The sequence below is a fragment of the Pseudomonas sp. IT-P2 genome (genome assembly GCF_949767575.1).
In the GTDB taxonomy this organism is placed as follows: domain Bacteria; phylum Pseudomonadota; class Gammaproteobacteria; order Pseudomonadales; family Pseudomonadaceae; genus Aquipseudomonas; species Aquipseudomonas pharyngis.
The window spans coordinates 119,764-136,921 of sequence record NZ_CATKQA010000004.1 but is presented as its reverse complement, the minus strand read 5'-3'; the positions used below and the strand labels follow the sequence as shown (position 1 = coordinate 136,921).

General features: G+C 62.5%; 12 protein-coding genes. 1 reads left to right on the top strand and 11 read right to left on the bottom strand.

Going from position 1 to position 17,158, the window contains the following annotated elements:
• The gene (locus ACM6JM_RS03415; RefSeq protein WP_414881341.1) at window positions 1-1,128 is read right to left on the bottom strand and encodes an ATP-binding protein; all 1,128 of its coding nucleotides are present in this window, start codon (window positions 1,126-1,128) and stop codon (window positions 1-3) included.
• A 178-nt stretch (window positions 1,129-1,306) separates the two neighbouring features.
• Between ACM6JM_RS03415 and ACM6JM_RS03410 the strand changes: the two genes are divergently transcribed.
• Window positions 1,307-8,356, top strand: a complete 7,050-nt coding sequence (locus ACM6JM_RS03410; protein WP_414881340.1) for an NEL-type E3 ubiquitin ligase domain-containing protein — start codon at window positions 1,307-1,309, stop codon at window positions 8,354-8,356.
• 49 nt (window positions 8,357-8,405) lie between these two features.
• Here ACM6JM_RS03410 and ureC read toward each other — a convergent pair whose 3' ends face one another.
• From ureC to urtB, 10 genes are all read right to left on the bottom strand, one after another.
• Window positions 8,406-10,106 carry an urease subunit alpha gene (gene ureC / locus ACM6JM_RS03405; protein ID WP_103386770.1) on the bottom strand — a complete coding sequence of 567 codons (1,701 nt, stop codon included), beginning with the start codon at window positions 10,104-10,106 and terminating at the stop codon, window positions 8,406-8,408.
• A 122-nt stretch (window positions 10,107-10,228) separates the two neighbouring features.
• The gene (locus ACM6JM_RS03400) at window positions 10,229-10,534 is read right to left on the bottom strand and encodes an urease subunit beta (RefSeq protein ID WP_085611034.1); all 306 of its coding nucleotides are present in this window, start codon (window positions 10,532-10,534) and stop codon (window positions 10,229-10,231) included.
• Window positions 10,534-11,067 carry a GNAT family N-acetyltransferase gene (locus ACM6JM_RS03395; protein ID WP_039766745.1) on the bottom strand — a complete coding sequence of 178 codons (534 nt, stop codon included), beginning with the start codon at window positions 11,065-11,067 and terminating at the stop codon, window positions 10,534-10,536. The genes ACM6JM_RS03400 and ACM6JM_RS03395 overlap by 1 nt, the downstream gene beginning before the upstream one ends.
• Before the next feature lie 5 nt (window positions 11,068-11,072).
• Window positions 11,073-11,606 (bottom strand): GNAT family N-acetyltransferase, encoded by a 534-nt coding sequence (locus tag ACM6JM_RS03390; protein ID WP_039766747.1) that lies wholly within the window; start codon window positions 11,604-11,606, stop codon window positions 11,073-11,075.
• Between the two features lie 9 nt (window positions 11,607-11,615).
• The gene (gene ureA / locus ACM6JM_RS03385; protein WP_039766748.1) at window positions 11,616-11,918 is read right to left on the bottom strand and encodes an urease subunit gamma; all 303 of its coding nucleotides are present in this window, start codon (window positions 11,916-11,918) and stop codon (window positions 11,616-11,618) included.
• Window positions 11,919-11,951: 33 nt separating this feature from the next.
• Window positions 11,952-12,791, bottom strand: coding sequence for an urease accessory protein UreD (locus ACM6JM_RS03380; RefSeq protein WP_414881339.1), 840 nt, complete (start codon window positions 12,789-12,791; stop codon window positions 11,952-11,954).
• Window positions 12,792-12,834: 43 nt separating this feature from the next.
• On the bottom strand, window positions 12,835-13,533 hold the full coding sequence (gene urtE, locus ACM6JM_RS03375; protein ID WP_039766753.1) for an urea ABC transporter ATP-binding subunit UrtE: 699 nt from the start codon (window positions 13,531-13,533) through the stop codon (window positions 12,835-12,837).
• A gap of 166 nt (window positions 13,534-13,699) precedes the next feature.
• Complete coding sequence (gene urtD / locus ACM6JM_RS03370; protein ID WP_039766756.1) at window positions 13,700-14,569, bottom strand: urea ABC transporter ATP-binding protein UrtD; 870 nt, start codon at window positions 14,567-14,569, stop codon at window positions 13,700-13,702.
• Complete coding sequence (urtC, locus tag ACM6JM_RS03365) at window positions 14,566-15,645, bottom strand: urea ABC transporter permease subunit UrtC (protein ID WP_074689667.1); 1,080 nt, start codon at window positions 15,643-15,645, stop codon at window positions 14,566-14,568. Before urtC ends, urtD begins: the two co-directional genes overlap by 4 nt.
• Window positions 15,645-17,147 carry an urea ABC transporter permease subunit UrtB gene (gene urtB / locus ACM6JM_RS03360; RefSeq protein ID WP_163973933.1) on the bottom strand — a complete coding sequence of 501 codons (1,503 nt, stop codon included), beginning with the start codon at window positions 17,145-17,147 and terminating at the stop codon, window positions 15,645-15,647. Before urtB ends, urtC begins: the two co-directional genes overlap by 1 nt.
• Between the last annotated feature and the right edge of the window lie 11 nt (window positions 17,148-17,158).

Genomic DNA, 17,158 nt, shown 5'->3' with positions numbered 1-17,158 from the left:
TCAAACCTGTCTGGGCAGCGTCACGCTGAACAGCGTACCGTCGGCTTCGCTTGAACTGACTTCGATCGCCCCGCCGTGGGCGGTCACCACTTCCTTGATGATGAACAGGCCCAGACCGAGGCTGGTCGACGGCTGGCCGAGTTCTTCGTCGGCACTGCGCACCAATGGATCGAAAATCGTGCCGATGGCTTCTGCGGGAATGGGGTTGCCGCAGTTGTGCACGGTCAGCAGCACGTGCCTGGCTTCTCCCTTCAACGTCACGATCACTTCGCGCGGATCAGACCCATGCTGCAAGGCATTGCCGATCAGATTCTGCAGCAGTTGATCGATCCGTCCGGCGTCCCAGTTGCCACGGGTGTCACCCTCGGTTTTCAGTGTCGGATCACTTTCCGGATTGCCGGCGCAGGCTTCGGCGATGGCCGCGCGGGCCGCGTCGGCCAGGTCCATCGGCGCCGGTTCGATCGGCAGGCTCTTGCCCAGGCGGCTGCGCACCAGTTCCAGCAGGTCGCTGACCATCGCCGCCATGTGCCGCGAACCCTGCTTGATGTTGAGGGCGCACTGAAGGGCATCGTCCTGTAACGCGGTCTTGCGCATCAGCAGTTCGATCGACATGGTCACCGCTTGCAAAGGCGCGCGCAGGTCATGGCCGAGTATCGCGAGAAAAATGTCCCGGGAATGATCGACCTGCTCGGCGTAGGCAGCCGTCGATTCGGCCAGGGCTTCATCAATGGCTTCGTTGAAACGGATCATGTCCTGAAAGTACGCCATGTCCGGCGATTCCAGACTGTCGACCCAGAGGCGAATCACACAGGCGCGCAAATGACGGAACTCGGACGTCATCTGCACCAGGTCGAAGCCCACTGTGTGGCGCAACTCACCGTGGCTGGCGCCGGCCTCGTCCAGGCTCGGGGTTTTCTCCGGGCCTTCGCCCTTGGCCTTGGCGATCTGCTCGCTGGCGGTCTGTGCGGTGTCCATGTCGCGGGCGGCGGCCAGCAGAATCTCTCTGGCATGATCGCGCAGCGCTGCCCTGTCCATGGTCTCGGCCGCCGGGGTGATGGTCCTGGCGAACTGTTCCCACTCCTCGACGATGCGATTTGCATGTTGCCGGATAAATTCGGATAAACGCATGTCCGGGTTCCTGGAAATTCAAGGCGGGGCGTTCGAATATTAGTCTCTTTGCGCGGGAATGAAAGCGCCGCTCGAGCTTGTAATTTCCACTGACAAGACGCTGTGTTGCGAGATTTATGTACCGCAGTCGCAAATTGTCGTCATGGTCTGCTTTTGCTCCATTTCAAGGAGCGAAACCATGTCCGAATTGCCTGTCGCCCCACCTTCGCCGGACACCGCAGCAACGCCGCGGGTGCCGGTCGTGACGCAAAGCCTGCACGCTGATTTTCTTGAGCAGTCCAGCCCTCAGTGGTTGATCAATGCATCGCCAAACCAGCGCGAGGCCCTGAAAAATGCCGATTCCGCCACGCCGGACTGGTACCTGCGCGCATCCCGCGATCAACGCAAGGCTGTAGGAGATGCCGTAACCGCCAGCCTTGCCGCCCAGACATCCCTGGATAAGGCCATGTCGACCTTCCAGGACATCGACAGTTTCGCCGCGCCGCTGCTCACCAAGGCCCTCAAGGACCGGTTCAACGTGACGCTGGATGTCAACAAGACCTGGCTGGTGCTGAACAAACCGGTGGAGGTGGGGATTTTTGCCATCGACATCGGCTTCTTCGAAGTCTTGAAACTGCCTTTGCTGCAAGCGGCGCTGCACAACTTCGAAGACCGTGAATGTAAAAGTGGCGCCTTCCATGAAACGTCGGGATTTCGCAGTGAAACCCCGACACCCGGCACGCTTGCGCCATTGAGCACACCGCTGACGGTCGAGCAGTTCACTAGTCTGTGCCGTTCCCTGGACATCGGTGCGAAGTATCAGGCTTACCTCAAGGATTTCCTGCACCCCCGGGACGCGGTGGCCGAACAGGTGCTGCGCGACAAATTCATCGACGCGCATAAAAGCGCTCTGCACGCGGCGGCCGAACTGGCGTTGGTCAAAGGTGATATCGGACACGAGGACTACGCTTCGATTCGTTCGATCCTGAACGGTGAACTGGCGCCGCGCCAGGGCCATCGGCAGATCTGGTTTCGCGATCTGGGCCTGATGGGCCGCCGCATGACCGGCTGCGTGATGTTCACGATCTGCGAGAAATATCGTTCCAGTGACGACTCGATCCTGTACATCCCGGGCGATCCCTACCATCCGCTCAAACGCTACAAGGGGCGGGAGATCGCAGCGATGTTCAAGCAGCGGTTCACCGCATCCGACGCCACTCAGGCTCATCCTGCAGAACCCAATAGCTACCAACGGTTTTTCAGCCAGTTCGTCGCGTATGCCGACCGACCGCACTACTTCGGCCAATTCACCGACGACACACCGGACCGTACGCTCACACAAAGGGTGGCGCCCTACGGATCGCTGCTCAACGAACTGCTCAAGGCGCTCAACCCGATCAACGCGGCGCTGACCGGAGTTCGCGAATTACCGCCCGCACCGCCGGTCGCACAGGTGCCGAACACCGATCCCTATCTGAACCCGGTTGCCCTTCCCCGCAAGGGAGGCGGGCTCTGGCCGGACAATATCGACCTGTGGCGTTACCAGTTCGAGCAGCATCGCGACCGTTTGCTCGCCGATGCCCGCAGCCACGCGGTGCCTACGGCGGATGTCGACGCCAGGGTGCGTTCGGAAAAACTCGCCGCGTTGTTGAACATCGGCATGCTGGTGCTGATGGGCGTCTCGATGTTCGTGCCGGTGCTGGGTGAAGTGATGATGGTGGTGATGGCCGCGCAACTGCTCGAAGAAACCCTTGAATGCGCCAACGAGTGGAGTGAAGGTGATCGCAAGGCCGCCAAGGCCCATCTGATCGATGTCGCGCAAAACATTGCGTTGATTGCCTTGATGGCGGGTGCCGGGAAAGGCCTCGCTCGGCTGACTGCCGCCAGATCGACACCGGTCATCGAGAACCTGCACCAGGTGGAAATGCCCGACGGTACGACCCGTTTGTGGAAATCTGATCTGAATGGCTACGAAAGTCCGGTCGCACTGCAAACGAATGTTGCACCGAATGCGCTGGGGCAGTACGCGGCGGGAGAAAAAAACTACATCCGCCTCGACGGCAAAACCTATCAGCAGACTTACGATGAGTCGCGCAAAGCCTGGCGCATTCAGCATCCGGACGATTCGCAAGCCTACCAGCCGCTCCTGACGCACAACGGCGCCGGCGCCTGGCGACATACCCTGGAGCGCCCGCAGGACTGGGACCGGTTGACGCTGTTGCGGCGCATCGGCCACAGCACTGACGCGTTTGCTGACGAGCAATTACTGGCGATGGCCGATGTCGCCGGTATCAGCGACAACGCGTTGCGCAAGATGCACCTGGACAACGCCTTGCCGCCGCCGGAACTGGCGCACGCCATGCAATTGTTCAACGCCGAGCGCGATGCCGGATTGATTGTCGAACAGGCCACAGGGAAGCAGGCGGTGGACAGTCGATTCATGCACCTGTTGCCGCTGCTTCCCGACATGCCCCGCTGGCCATTCGGGCGCCAGCTGCAGATCTACGACAGTTCTGATCTCTCGGGGCGTGCCATCCGTTACGGGACGCAGCGCGGCGGCAAGGCGCCGATCCGGGTCAGCCGGGCCGAAGTGCTGAACGGTGCGTTGCCGACCCGAATACTCGCGACACTGGACGAGGCGGAGACGGTTCGTCTGTTGGGTGGCGAGCCCGCGCGCGTTCGGGCAGCAAGGGCGAAGGAGTTGTCCATTCAGATTGCCGATTTTGCCAGCGCGCAACAGCCCGCGCTGTTCGACCGTCTTCTCAAGGGGATCGAGCCTGTCGATTCCCGGGCGGCAAAGCTGCAACGAGTGATTCCGGGGCTGAGCGATCGTGCGGCGATGGCCGCGGTGGGCCACGCCAATGCCGCAGAACTGGTACGTCTGGACAGCGCAGCGCCGGTTCCGTTGCACGTGCAGGAGCTCGGTCGCTGGTATGGCCAGGCAGAGCGCCTGAACCGGGGACTGGCCGGGTTGCGCAGTGAAACCATGGCCTCGCCTGACAGCCGCCATCTGGCCTTGCAGACGCTGGGCCGCTTGCCAGGCTGGTCCGATGACCTGCGTCTGGAAATACGTGAAGGCAGTATCAACGGTCCGATGCTGGATGCCATCGGCAGCGAAACGGCCAGCACACGCAAGTATCTGGTCAAGTACGCAGATGCCTGGCAGGCGGCCAATGAGCGTGGCGAACCGCTCAACAGTATTCCCCATCGGGGCGACAACTTTTACGCCTCGCTGATGCACGCCTTGCCCGATCAGGCGCGTCATGCATTGGGGCTGCCGAATGTCGGGCAGAGCGTCGATCTGCAAGCTGCGATCATCGAACGGGCGTTCACCGAGCGCAGTGAATCGGCCCGGATTCTGCGTGCACGCAGCGCCGAACAACCATGGTTCAAGCCGCCGCAACGCATTGCTTCCAAACTGCTTGGCTATCCCGCCAGCGGTGATGGGCCAGGGCCCAGTCCGGCGTTGACGGCTCATGTCCAGAGCGTCTACCCGCAGTTGACCGACGTGCAGGCTCGCGGCTTCATTCTTGAACAATGGCGTCTGGGCAAGAGCGATCAGCAGATCTTTCATTTGCTCAACAACCGGTTGAGCGAGTGGCGAGAGCTGGAAACAACCCTTGAGCAATGGCTGACGTCGCAGAACCTGCGTCTGCGCACGACCCCTGACGAGTTCGTCAGCGTGGTGCAGAACATCAAGGAGTGCTGGCGAAATGCGCCGTTGGCCGAACATGATCCGCTGGCGGCTCGCCTGACGTTGATCGGTGAAGTGCCGCTGCCGTCATTGACCGCAGACTTTACGCATGTCAGAGAGCTGACGCTGCACGCGCCGGTGGTCAGCGATACGCTTTCGGCGTTTCCCAATGTCGAGAAACTGTCCCTGACCTCGAGCATTGCGGAGTTCGACAAAGTGCTCGCGACGTTGAAGACGCTGCGCCAGATGACCCGACTGAAACTCTCCACACCGATTACCGGACAGGTGGCGTCGCGACTTCGGGAGCTGACCCGGCTTGAAGAGCTGGAGCTGCGCTGTACCTCCGGGGGCATGAACCCGGTGGTGCCCATGACCCTCGACGTCGGCGGCATGCGTCAATTGCGCAGGCTCGAACTCGGCAGTCCGCAAATGCACCAATGGCCGAGAGGTGTTCTGGAGTTGCCTCGACTGGAGCGCCTGAACCTGCGATCGACCGCGATCGAAACCCTGCCAATGGAGATCTATGAAGGCCATCAACGATTGTTGTCCGGGCTGTCACTGGACTGGTCGAAGTTCCCGCGCCGGGTGTTCAAGCCGATCTACGAATTCGTTCGGAGTCAGCCTCGGCACCTCATCGATCTGGACGAAATGGTCGCAGACTATTGTCGCGGTGAGCTCAAGCGTTTTGTCGGCATGGAAAGGAGTCTTCTGGATGTCTTGAATACGGGGTTCAAGGCGCAATGGACGGATGTCGGCAGCCGGTTCGCCGCGATCGAAACCTTGAGCGAGCAGTTCAGTGAACTCGACCGGCTTGAGGAGTGGATCGGTTCCGATCCAACGGCTTCCAATGGTGGTGCTGCACGCGCGGAGGTGGCTGAGGCGCTGAAAGCCAGTTGGCGCAGCGGGTTGTTCCAGCGCTACGGCGCGCGTACCGAAAGCGTGTTCTACAACTTGTATGTCAGCCTGCCCAATGACGCCACGGTGCTGGATATTCCAGGCTCGCCGCTGGACAGCCTGCCGACGCTCTCGGCTGACGGGTTCAACCATGTCAGAAGTCTGCAGCTGCCCGGATTGCAGGCCCCGGTCGAGCAGTTGCGCCGTTTCATTCGGACCTTTCGCGGGGTCGATACCCTCGATCTGAGCCATTGTGGCCTGGCGGAACTGCCGATCGATTCAAGCGATCTGCCGGCACTCGAAACCCTGAACCTGCATGGCAACCCGCTGAGCAGTATTGACGTGCGCGGTATGAATCGCCTGAAGGCCCTGGACCTGAGTGCAACGGCCCTGCGCGAATGGCCGGTGGGGGCGGAGTTGCTGCCGGACCTGACCTGGCTGGATCTCAGCGACAGCCGGTTGACCTCGTTGCCGCAGGTGTTGCTGGGGCGTGATGACTTGTTGCTCGATACCAGCCTCGCCGGGACCCCGCTGAATGCGCAGGCCGAAGTGGCGCTGGCAACCGCGCGTCAGCGTATCGAAGACGCCAGAGGCCTGTTGCCGGGGGCGTTGCAACGCTTTGCACTGGAGGAGCCGCGCCATCGTACGCCGCCCGCCGAAAGTGGCTCGGTGATCGCCCGGCGGTTGCTGCCGCTTGCGCCGAGTCCGGCAGACGTGGGGCCCGGCGGGTGGGGCTCGCGCATCCAGCGCCTGTGCCCGTCGTTCGAAGAGGCGCAGACACAGCAGACGATTGAGCGGATGCGGGGCGCAGGGCTGACCGAGGTGCAGATCGGTGCACGCATCAATGCATGGGAGCAGGCATTCGAGGCGCTGACGCGGCGGCTGAACGATTGGCTGTTCACCCATGAAACCCGAGGCATGGATTGGGTCGTGTCGTCGCGCACCCGCCAGCTCGCCGCCCGGCGCATCATGGAATGCTGGCGTGAAAGTACCGTCGACTGGAATGGCGTGTCTGACCGAGAACTCAACCTTGACGGTCTGCAGGTCGGCGACCTGCCCGCACTGGACCAAACATTCGCGGCGGTGGGCACCCTGAACCTCTCGGGAGTCAAGCTCACCACCAATGGCTCCAATGCTTTCCTTCGGGCCTTCACACAATTGCGCAGGCTCAATCTGAGCGGCAATCACTTGCCGGCTATCCCTGAGCCTGTCGGGCACATGCTGCAACTGGAACGACTGGAACTGTCGCTCACCGGTCTCGTGGATTCCGAAGCGCTGGATCAAACGCTCGAGGGCCTGCCGCAACTGCGGTGGCTGGATCTCAGCCATAACGGCCTGCGTACCCTGCGCGTTGACCGTCTGCAGCGACTGGAACGGCTGGACCTGCGTGACAACCTGCTGACTGTGTGGCCGGAGGGGCTGCTGCGAGCCCCGCGTTTGCAGGCGGTCGACTTGAGCAGCAATGAAATAACCTCGATTCCGTCCGGGTTGTATGACGGCACCCATGCTGCACTGATTGCCGGCAGCAATCTGTCGGATAACTTCGAAATCTCGCAGCAAAGCCTGATCCGTCTGCGTGAATACGCCGATGCCCATGGACGTGACGATGTGCTGGGTCTGACGTATGCCGAGATCGATCGAATGATCGATGACATGGACAGCACCACCGAGAGTGAGGGTGAAGACACGGGAAGCGAAAGTGATCTGGAACCGGATGAAGTGGTGCCGACACTCGCCGAAAGTGTCCTCGAACTGCAAGCGACGCCGTGGATTGAAAACCTTCCGCAAGAGGATGCCGTACGCTGTCGGGCCATGTGGCAGCGGCTGGCAGCGGAGCCTGATAACGGAGCGTTCTTCCATCTGCTTTCACGGATGCCGGACACCGAGGAGTTCCGGGTGTTTCGCGCTGATCTGACACGCCGGGTGTGGGAGGTTGTCGAGGCGGCCAATAACAGTCAGGAACTGCGCGATACGCTGTTTTCCATGGCCACCACACACACGACCTGCGTCGATGGACGCACCCTGGCGTTCAGTGAAATCGAAGTCAAGGTGTTCGAGTACAACGCCTTGCGCTACCTGCCTCCGGGCCTGGCGGTCAAGGGGCGTGCCTTGCTCGACCTGTCGCGTCAGCTGTTCCGCCTGGGCGAGGTGGAAAAGCTGGCCGCGCGCAGCATGGGCCGTGATGCGGATCCTGCGGAAGTGCGCTTGCAGTATCGGATCGGCCTGACCTCCGGCTGGCAGGATGGCCTGCAATTGCCGGGGCAACCTGGCCATATGCGCTTCGCCCGACCGCTCAGAGGGGAGGAGCTGGCGACCGCGCGTGATGCGGTCGTGAAGGCGGAAAGAGGCGAGCGTTTCTATGAAGAACTGATCAGCCGCGATTACTGGGTGCAGTACTTGAACGAGAAGTACCCGGACGAACTCGGCGCGCTCAAGCGCAGCGCAGATGAAAAGCTGCAACGCCTTGAGGATCAATATGACGACGTGACCAGCACGGCTTACCAGGAGGCGGTACAGATGCTTGAAGTTGAACGCAGCATTGAGCGCAATCAGCAACTGATTGCCCTGTCGCGCCTGGAAACCGGCGAGCCGGTGGTGGTCGCGCTCGACGACGAGCAGCCAGGCCCTTCGCGTTATTTGATGGACACCTCAATCCGCTGAGGCACTGCCAGCCCCGGTCGTCGAACGCTTCGACGACCGGGGCTTTGTCTCAGAACAGAAAGTAACGCTGCGCCATCGGCAGGGTTTCCGCCGGTTCACACCAGAGCAACACGCCGTCGGCCTTGACCTGATAGGTCTGCGGGTCGACGTCGATGTTGGGCAGGTAATCGTTGTGGATCAGGTCGGTTTTCTGCACGTCGCGGCAACCTTTGACCACCGCGATTTTCTTCTTCAGGCCCAACGCTTCGGGCAATCCGGATTCCTGCGCCGCCTGGCTGATGAAGGTCAGGCTGGTGGCGTGCAGCGAGCCGCCGTAACTGGCGAACATCGGGCGGTAGTGTACCGGCTGTGGGGTTGGGATCGAGGCGTTGGCGTCACCCATCAGGCTCGCGGCGATGGCGCCGCCCTTGAGGATCAACGTTGGCTTCACGCCGAAAAATGCCGGACGCCAGAGCACCAGATCGGCCCATTTGCCGACTTCCACCGAACCCACTTCATGGCTGATGCCATGGGTGATTGCCGGGTTGATCGTGTACTTGGCGATGTAGCGTTTGGCGCGGAAGTTGTCGTTGCCTTCGCCGTCCTGAGGCAGCGGGCCGCGCTGCTTTTTCATCTTGTCGGCGGTCTGCCAGGTGCGCGTGATGACTTCGCCGACGCGGCCCATGGCCTGGCTGTCGGAGCTGATCATCGAGAACGCGCCGAGGTCATGCAGGATGTCTTCGGCGGCAATGGTTTCGCGGCGGATGCGGCTTTCGGCGAACGCCACGTCTTCGGCAATGCTCGGGTCGAGGTGGTGGCAGACCATCAGCATGTCGAGGTGTTCGTCGATGGTGTTGCGGGTGAACGGCCGGGTCGGGTTGGTCGAGCTCGGCAGCACGTTGGCGAAACCGCAGGCCTTGATGATGTCCGGCGCATGGCCGCCACCGGCACCTTCGGTGTGGTAAGTGTGGATGGTGCGACCCTTGAACGCGCCGAGGGTGGTTTCGACGAAACCGGACTCGTTGAGGGTGTCAGTGTGGATCGCCACCTGCACGTCGTACTGGTCGGCGACGCTCAAGCAGTTGTCGATGCTCGCCGGGGTGGTGCCCCAGTCTTCATGCAGCTTGAGGCCGATGGCGCCGGCCTTGACCTGTTCGATCAGAGGCTCCGGCAGGCTGGCGTTGCCCTTGCCGGTGAGGCCGATGTTCATCGGGAACGCATCCGCTGCCTGAAGCATTCGCGCCAGGTGCCACGGCCCCGAAGTGCAGGTCGTGGCATTGGTGCCGGTGGCCGGCCCCGTGCCGCCGCCGATCATGGTGGTGACGCCGCTCATCAGCGCTTCTTCGATCTGCTGCGGGCAGATGAAGTGGATGTGGGTGTCGATGCCGCCGGCCGTGAGGATCATGCCTTCGCCGGCAATCACTTCGCTGCTGGCGCCGATGGCGATGGTCACGCCGGGCTGCACGTCCGGGTTGCCGGCCTTGCCGATGGCAGCGATGCGTCCGTCCTTGAGGCCGACGTCAGCCTTGACGATGCCCCAGTGGTCGATGATCAGCGCGTTGGTAATGACGGTGTCGACCACTTCGGCCGCCAGCAACTGGCTCTGGCCCTGGCCGTCGCGGATCACTTTGCCGCCGCCGAATTTCACTTCTTCGCCGTAGGTGGTGAAGTCCTGTTCGACCTCGATCCACAGCTCGGTGTCGGCCAGGCGCACCTTGTCGCCGACGGTGGGGCCGAACATGTCGGCGTAGGCTTGACGGCTTAGTTTCATTTCCTCGTTCCTCGGAACTGAGCTGCAAGCTTCAAGCTGCGAGCTTCAAGTAAAAGCAAAAGTGTGAGCGCCACGAAACTGCCTTTTACTTGCAGCTCGCGGCTTGCAGCTCTGAGCTGCTTTCAGAGGTCACCCATGACCCGCCCGGCAAACCCGAACACCCGCCGGTGCCCGGCATAGTCCACCAGTTCCACCTCGCGGCTCTGCCCCGGCTCGAAGCGCACGGCGGTGCCCGCCGGAATGTTCAGGCGCATGCCACGGCTGGCGTCGCGGTCGAAAGTCAGGGCGTCGTTGGTCTCGAAAAAATGGTAGTGCGAGCCGACCTGGATCGGCCGGTCTCCGCTGTTCGCCACTTTCAGGCTGACGGTGCGGCGACCGACATTGAGTTCGATATCGCCGGGCTGGATCCGGTATTCGCCGGGAATCATCAGTTCGCTCCTTGCAGGACTTTGTAATAGAGGGCCGTCGGGCGATAGGTGCCGTTCGGGTCGCAGGCGTAATCGGGAATTTCCCCGGCGCGGGTGTAGCCCAGAGCCTTGTAGAAATCTTCGGCGGGGGAGCCGGCCTCGGTATCGAGGTAAAGCATGCCGCGCTTGTACTGACGCGCGGTCTGTTCCAGCGCTTGCATCAACTGCTGGCCGAGGCCGCGCCGCCGGGCGTGTTCACGCACCAGCAGTTTCTGCACCTCGGCACGGTTCAGGCCGTTGGCTTTCTGGCACAGGCTCAACTGGACGCTGGCCTGCACCTGTTCGTCCTTGACCACCACCCACAGCAACACGTTGCCCTTGTTCAGGTTGTCCTGCACATCGTCGAAATAGGCGCGGGCCTGCGTGGCATCAAGGTCGGCCATGAAGCCGACGCTGGCGCCATACCCCACGGCGTCGAGCAGCAGGTCGATCAGGCCCTGACGATAGTGCGCAAAACTTTCAGCGTTGACGCGTCGCAGTTGGGCGGGGTTCATCGGTGTCACTCCTTGTTGGCGGTCGGCGGCTCCGCGCCAGGATTGAGGGTCAGTTGCATGAAGGTCAGATCGAGCCAGCGGCCGAACTTGGTACCGACTTGCGGCATCTGCCCGGTGGTGATGAAACCGGCGCGCTCGTGCAGGCGGATCGACGCGGCGTTGCCGCTTTCGATGGCGGCGACCATGACGTGCTTGTCGCAGGTTTTCGCGCGTTCGATCAGCGCGGTCATCAGTTGCGGGCCGAGGCCGTTGCCGCGCTGGTCGCTGCGCACGTAGACCGAGTGCTCGACGGTGTGGCGGAAACCATCGAACGGCCGCCAGTCACCGAACGAAGCGTAGCCGAGGGTGGTGTTGTCGGCGTCGACGATCACCAGTATCGGATAACCCTGAGCCTGACGGGCGCTGAACCAGGCCTGACGGTTGCCGAGGTCGACGGCGGACTCATTCCAGATCGCCGTGGTGTTGAGCACGGCGTCGTTGTAGATGTCGCGGATCGCCGGCAGGTCGGCGTGCAGGGCATCGCGGATGGTGTAGGTCATGGCACGGCCTCAGACGATCGGTTGGTGGACGGTGACCAGTTTGGTGCCGTCGGGAAACGTCGCCTCGACCTGGATCTCCGGGATCATTTCCGGGATGCCTTCCATCACCTGATCGCGGGTCAGCAGGGTGGTGCCGTAGTGCATCAGCTCGGCCACGGTCTGGCCGTCACGGGCGCCTTCGAGCAGCGCCGCCGAGATGTAGGCCATGGCTTCCGGGTAGTTGAGCTTCACGCCACGGGCCAGTCGCCGCTCGGCCACGAGGCCGGCGGTGAAGATCAGCAGCTTGTCTTTTTCGCGTGGGGTCAGGTCCATCGTTTGAAATCCATTGTCGGCAGTTGAAGAAAATCAGGTGTTCCAGATTCGGGGGGGCAGGGCTTCGCGGCCGAGCAGCGCAGGTCTGAGCAATCGCCACAGATCGATCAGCCAGGCCCGCGCCAGCAACGCTTCGCTGGCCAGGCAACGGGCGACCAAAAGACCGGGCAACTGCGTCAGATCTCCGCGCACGTCGTGGCCCAGCGAGCGGCAGCGCTCCAGCAGTTCGGCATCGATTTCGCCGGTGACCAGCAACGTCGCAAACACCGGATTGCCATCCAGTCCGATCGGCGAATCAAGCAAACCGTCAGCGCCAACGATGCGCTGGCGCTCATGCCAGAGCAGCCGGCCATCACGGCGAATATCCAGATGCGCCTGGAAATGCCCGAGGTCGAAACGCTCGCCACTGGCCGGCCGCCCGAGCGCCACCACGTCCCAGTAGAACAGCCGCGCGTCGCCTTCAAGCTCAATCGAGGTCGAGAGTTCCGCCTGGGCGGCGCTGTAGACGATGGTCTCCTGAGGTAGCCATTCCAGTGTCGCGCCATCGGCGACATGCAGGTTCAGCGACTGATAAGCGGGCCCCGCCGCGCGATACCACTTGGCCGCGCCGGGGCTGGTGATCTGTGCCCAGGCGCCCTGTTCGACGCGGGCGCTGATGTCCAGTCGGTCACCGCCGGCAATCCCGCCCGGCGGGTGGACGATGATGTGCTGGCAGACCTCGGGCCCTTCGGCGTATAGGTGCTTTTGCACCCGCAACGGGCCGAGGTGCCGGCGGCGGGTCGGCCGCGTGCAATCGCCGAAGCGGGCGTAGGCCAGCTCCAGCTCGGCGTGCCAGCTCGGGGTAAACAGGGCAGTCGCAACAGGTAAGTTCATGTTTTCTGATTATCGTTAGGACGCTACAGATTAGACCGTAACCTCAAATAGTCACCAGCCCGCGTACACCTTCGGCTTCCATATTTTCGCCACGGCCCTGCTGCACGATCTCGCCCCGGGACATCACCAGGTATTGATCGGCCAGTTCGGCGGCGAAATCGTAGAACTGCTCCACCAGCAGAATCGCCATGTCGCCCCGGGCGGCGAGCTTCTTGATCACCGCGCCGATTTCCTTGATCACCGACGGCTGGATGCCTTCGGTGGGTTCGTCGAGGATCAGCAGGCGCGGACGGCTGGCCAGTGCGCGGCCAATCGCGAGCTGCTGTTGCTGTCCGCCGGACAGGTCGCCGCCGCGCCGCTGTTTCATTTGCAGCAGCACCGGGAACAGCTCGTAGATGAACGCCGGCACCTCTTTGGCTTCGCTGCCGGGAAAACGCGACAGCCCCATCAGCAGGTTCTCTTCCACGGTCAGCCGGCCGAAAATCTCCCGGCCCTGCGGCACGTAGGCAATCCCCGCGTGCACCCGTTGATGCGGCTTGAACGTGGTGATCGGTTGGCCTTCCCAGTTCACCGCGCCTTCCTTGGCCGGCAGCAGGCCCATCAGGCATTTGAGCAGCGTGGTCTTGCCCACACCGTTACGCCCGAGCAGGCAGGTCACTTCGCCGACCTTCACGTCAAAACTCAGGCCGCGCAGGATGTGGCTACCGCCGTAGTACTGGTGCAGCTTGTCGACTTGCAGCATGTTCAAATCCTCCCCGGTGATCGTTCCCACGCTGTGCGTGGGAATGCATCCCGTGACGCTCCGCGTCACATAACGGCGGACGCGGAGCGTCCATGGCGGCATTCCCACGCGGACGGTTCGACGCCTCGACGTGGGAACGATCTGGTGTTGGGTGTTTGTTCGCAGGTTAACGGCCGAGGTAAACCTCGATCACGCGCTCGTTGTCCTGCACCTGTTCCAGCGATCCCTCGGCCAGCACGCTGCCTTGATGCAACACGGTGACGTGGTCGGCAATCGAGCCGACGAACCCCATGTCGTGTTCCACCACCATCAGCGAATGCTTGCCTGCCAGCGACTTGAACAGCTCGGCGGTGAACTCGGTTTCGGCGTCGGTCATGCCGGCCACCGGTTCATCGAGCAGCAGCAATTGCGGGTCCTGCATCAGCAACATGCCGATTTCCAGAAACTGTTTCTGTCCGTGGGACAGCAGCCCCGCCGGGCGATTGACCGAGGTGGTCAGGCGAATGGTGTCGAGCACTTCGCTGATCCGGTCTTTCTGCTCGCCGCTCAACTTTGCCCGCAGGCTGGCCCACACCGACTTGTCGGTTTTCTGCGCCAGCTCCAGGTTCTCGAACACGCTCAATGCTTCGAACACCGTCGGTTTCTGGAACTTGCGACCGATGCCGGCCTGGGCGATCTGCACTTCGCTCATCTGGGTCAGGTCGAGGGTTTCACCGAACCACGCCTTGCCGTGGCTCGGCCGGGTCTTGCCGGTGATCACGTCCATCAGCGTGGTCTTGCCCGCGCCGTTGGGGCCGATGACGCAGCGCAGTTCGCCGACGCCGATGTACAGGTTCAGATTGTTCAGCGCGCGGAAGCCGTCGAAGCTGACGCTGATGTCTTCCAGGGTCAGGATCGTGCCGTGGCGGGTGTCGAGGCCCGGACCGACGCGTTGCCCGAGGCCGATCGAGTCGCGGCTGGTGCCTTCGTCCTTGTTCGGTTCCACCGGGAAAAAGGCCGGTTCCAGCATGAATTCAGCGCTCGCCGTGACTCTCATGATTCACCTCGTTTCTTCAGCAGACCGATCACACCCTTGGGCAGGTACAACGTCACGACGATGAACAGCGCGCCGAGGAAGAACAGCCAGTATTCGGGGAAGGCCACGGTGAACCAGCTCTTCATGCCGTTGACCACGCCGGCGCCGAGCAGCGGGCCGATCAGGGTGCCGCGCCCGCCAAGGGCCACCCACACGGCGGCTTCGATCGAGTTGGTCGGCGACATTTCGCTCGGGTTGATGATCCCAACCTGCGGCACGTACAACGCACCGGCCAGACCACACAACACCGCGCTCAAGACCCAGACGAACAGCTTGAAACCGCGCGGATCGTAGCCGCAGAACATCAGGCGATTTTCCGCGTCACGCAACGCGGTCAGCACCCGGCCGAACTTGCTGCGGGCCAGCCGCCAGCCGATGAACAGGCTCGCCACCAGCAACAGAACAGTGGCTAGAAACAGCACCGCGCGAGTGCCGGGTTCGGTGATGCCGAAACCGAGAATCGTGCGGAAATTGGTGAAGCCGTTGTTGCCGCCGAAGCCGGTCTCGTTGCGGAAAAACAGCAGCATCCCGGCGAAGGTCAGGGCCTGGGTCATGATCGAGAAATACACGCCCTTGATCCGCGAGCGGAAGGCGAAGAAACCGAACACCAGCGCCAGCAGACCCGGCGCCAACACCACCAGGCACATCGCCCAAAGGAAGTTGCCGGTGCCGCTCCAGTACCACGGCAACTCGGTCCACGACAGGAAGGTCATGAACGCCGGCAGACCATCACCGGCGGCCTGACGCATCAGGTACATGCCCATCGCATAACCGCCGAGTGCAAAGAACAGACCGTGGCCCAGAGACAGGAGACCGGCGTAACCCCAGACCAGATCCAGTGCCAGGGCGACGATGGCGTAGCAGAGAATCTTGCCGACCAGCGTCAGGGTGTAAGCAGAAACGTGCAGTGCACTGTGCGCCGGCAACAGCGACAGCAGCGGCAGAGCGATCAGCAAGGCGAGCACCACCGCCCCGATGGCGAGGGTGACTTTCGGGCCGGCCTTTTGTGTGGCCGTGACTAGTAGAGGCTGGTTCATCAGTCGATCACCCGTCCTTTCAGTGCGAAGAGGCCTTGCGGACGTTTCTGGATGAACAGAATGATCAGCGCGAGGATCAGGATCTTGCCGAGTACCGCACCGATCTGCGGTTCGAGAATCTTGTTGGCGATGCCCAGGCCGAACGCGGCGAACACGCTGCCGGCCAATTGCCCGACGCCGCCGAGCACCACCACCAGGAACGAGTCGATGATGTAGCTCTGGCCGAGGTCCGGGCCGACGTTGCCGATCTGGCTCAGGGCCACGCCACCGAGCCCGGCGATGCCCGAGCCGAGGCCGAAGGCGAGCATGTCGACTCGCCCGGTGGGCACGCCGCAGCAGGCGGCCATGTTGCGGTTCTGGGTGACGGCACGCACGTTCAGACCGAGGCGGGTCTTGTTCAGCAGCAGCCAGGTCAGCAGCACCACGAACAATGCAAAGGCAATGATCACGATGCGGTTGTACGGCAGCACCAGATTCGGCAACACCTGAATCCCGCCGGACAGCCATGCCGGGTTCGCCACTTCAACGTTCTGCGCACCGAACACCAGACGCACCAGTTGAATCAGCATCAGGCTGATGCCCCAGGTGGCGAGCAGGGTTTCCAGTGGTCGACCGTAGAGGTGACGGATCACCGTGCGCTCCAGGGCCATGCCGATGGCGGCGGTGACGAAGAACGCCACCGGCAGCGCGATCAGCGGATAGAACTCGATGGCATTCGGCGCGTAGCGCTGGAACATCAACTGCACGACGTAGGTCGAGTAGGCGCCGAGCATCAGCATCTCGCCGTGGGCCATGTTGATTACACCGAGCAGACCGAAGGTGATCGCCAGGCCGAGCGCGGCAAGCAGCAGAATCGAACCGAGGGACATGCCACTGAACGCCTGGCCGAGCAGTTCGCCAACCAGCAGTTTGCGCTTGACCTGGGCGAGGCTGGTTTCGGCGGCGGTGCGCACGTTGGCATCGGTTTCGACGCCGGGTTCGAGCAGGCCTTCAAGGCGGGTACGGGCCAGCGGGTCGCCGGTTTCACCGAGCAGACGCACTGCCGCGAGGCGCACCGCCGGGTCGGTGTCGACCAGTTGCAGATTGGCCAGCGCCAGGCTCAGGGCGGCGTGGACGCTTTCATCGGTTTCGCCAGCCAGTTGCCGGTCGAGGAATTTCAGCTGCGCCGGTTTGGCGCTTTTCTGCAATTGCTGCGCGGCAGTCAGACGGGTTTTGGCGTCGGCGGCGAGCAATTGGTGGCTGGCCAGTGCGGTGTCGATCAGACCCCGCAGGCGGTTGTTCAGGCGCAGGGTCTTGGGTTGGCCGTCGACGGTCAACTCGCCTTGTTGCAGGGCGTTGATCAGTTCGACACGCGCCGGATCGGGCTGCGCGGCCCAGGCTTCCAGCAGTTTGGCCTGTTGCGTGGGATTGGCGGCGACGAAGTCTTCGGCGTCGCCTGCATGGGTGGCCATCGGCAGCAAAAGTGCGACGGCCAGGATCAAACGGATAAGGGCAGTGAGCATATGAAATGGCC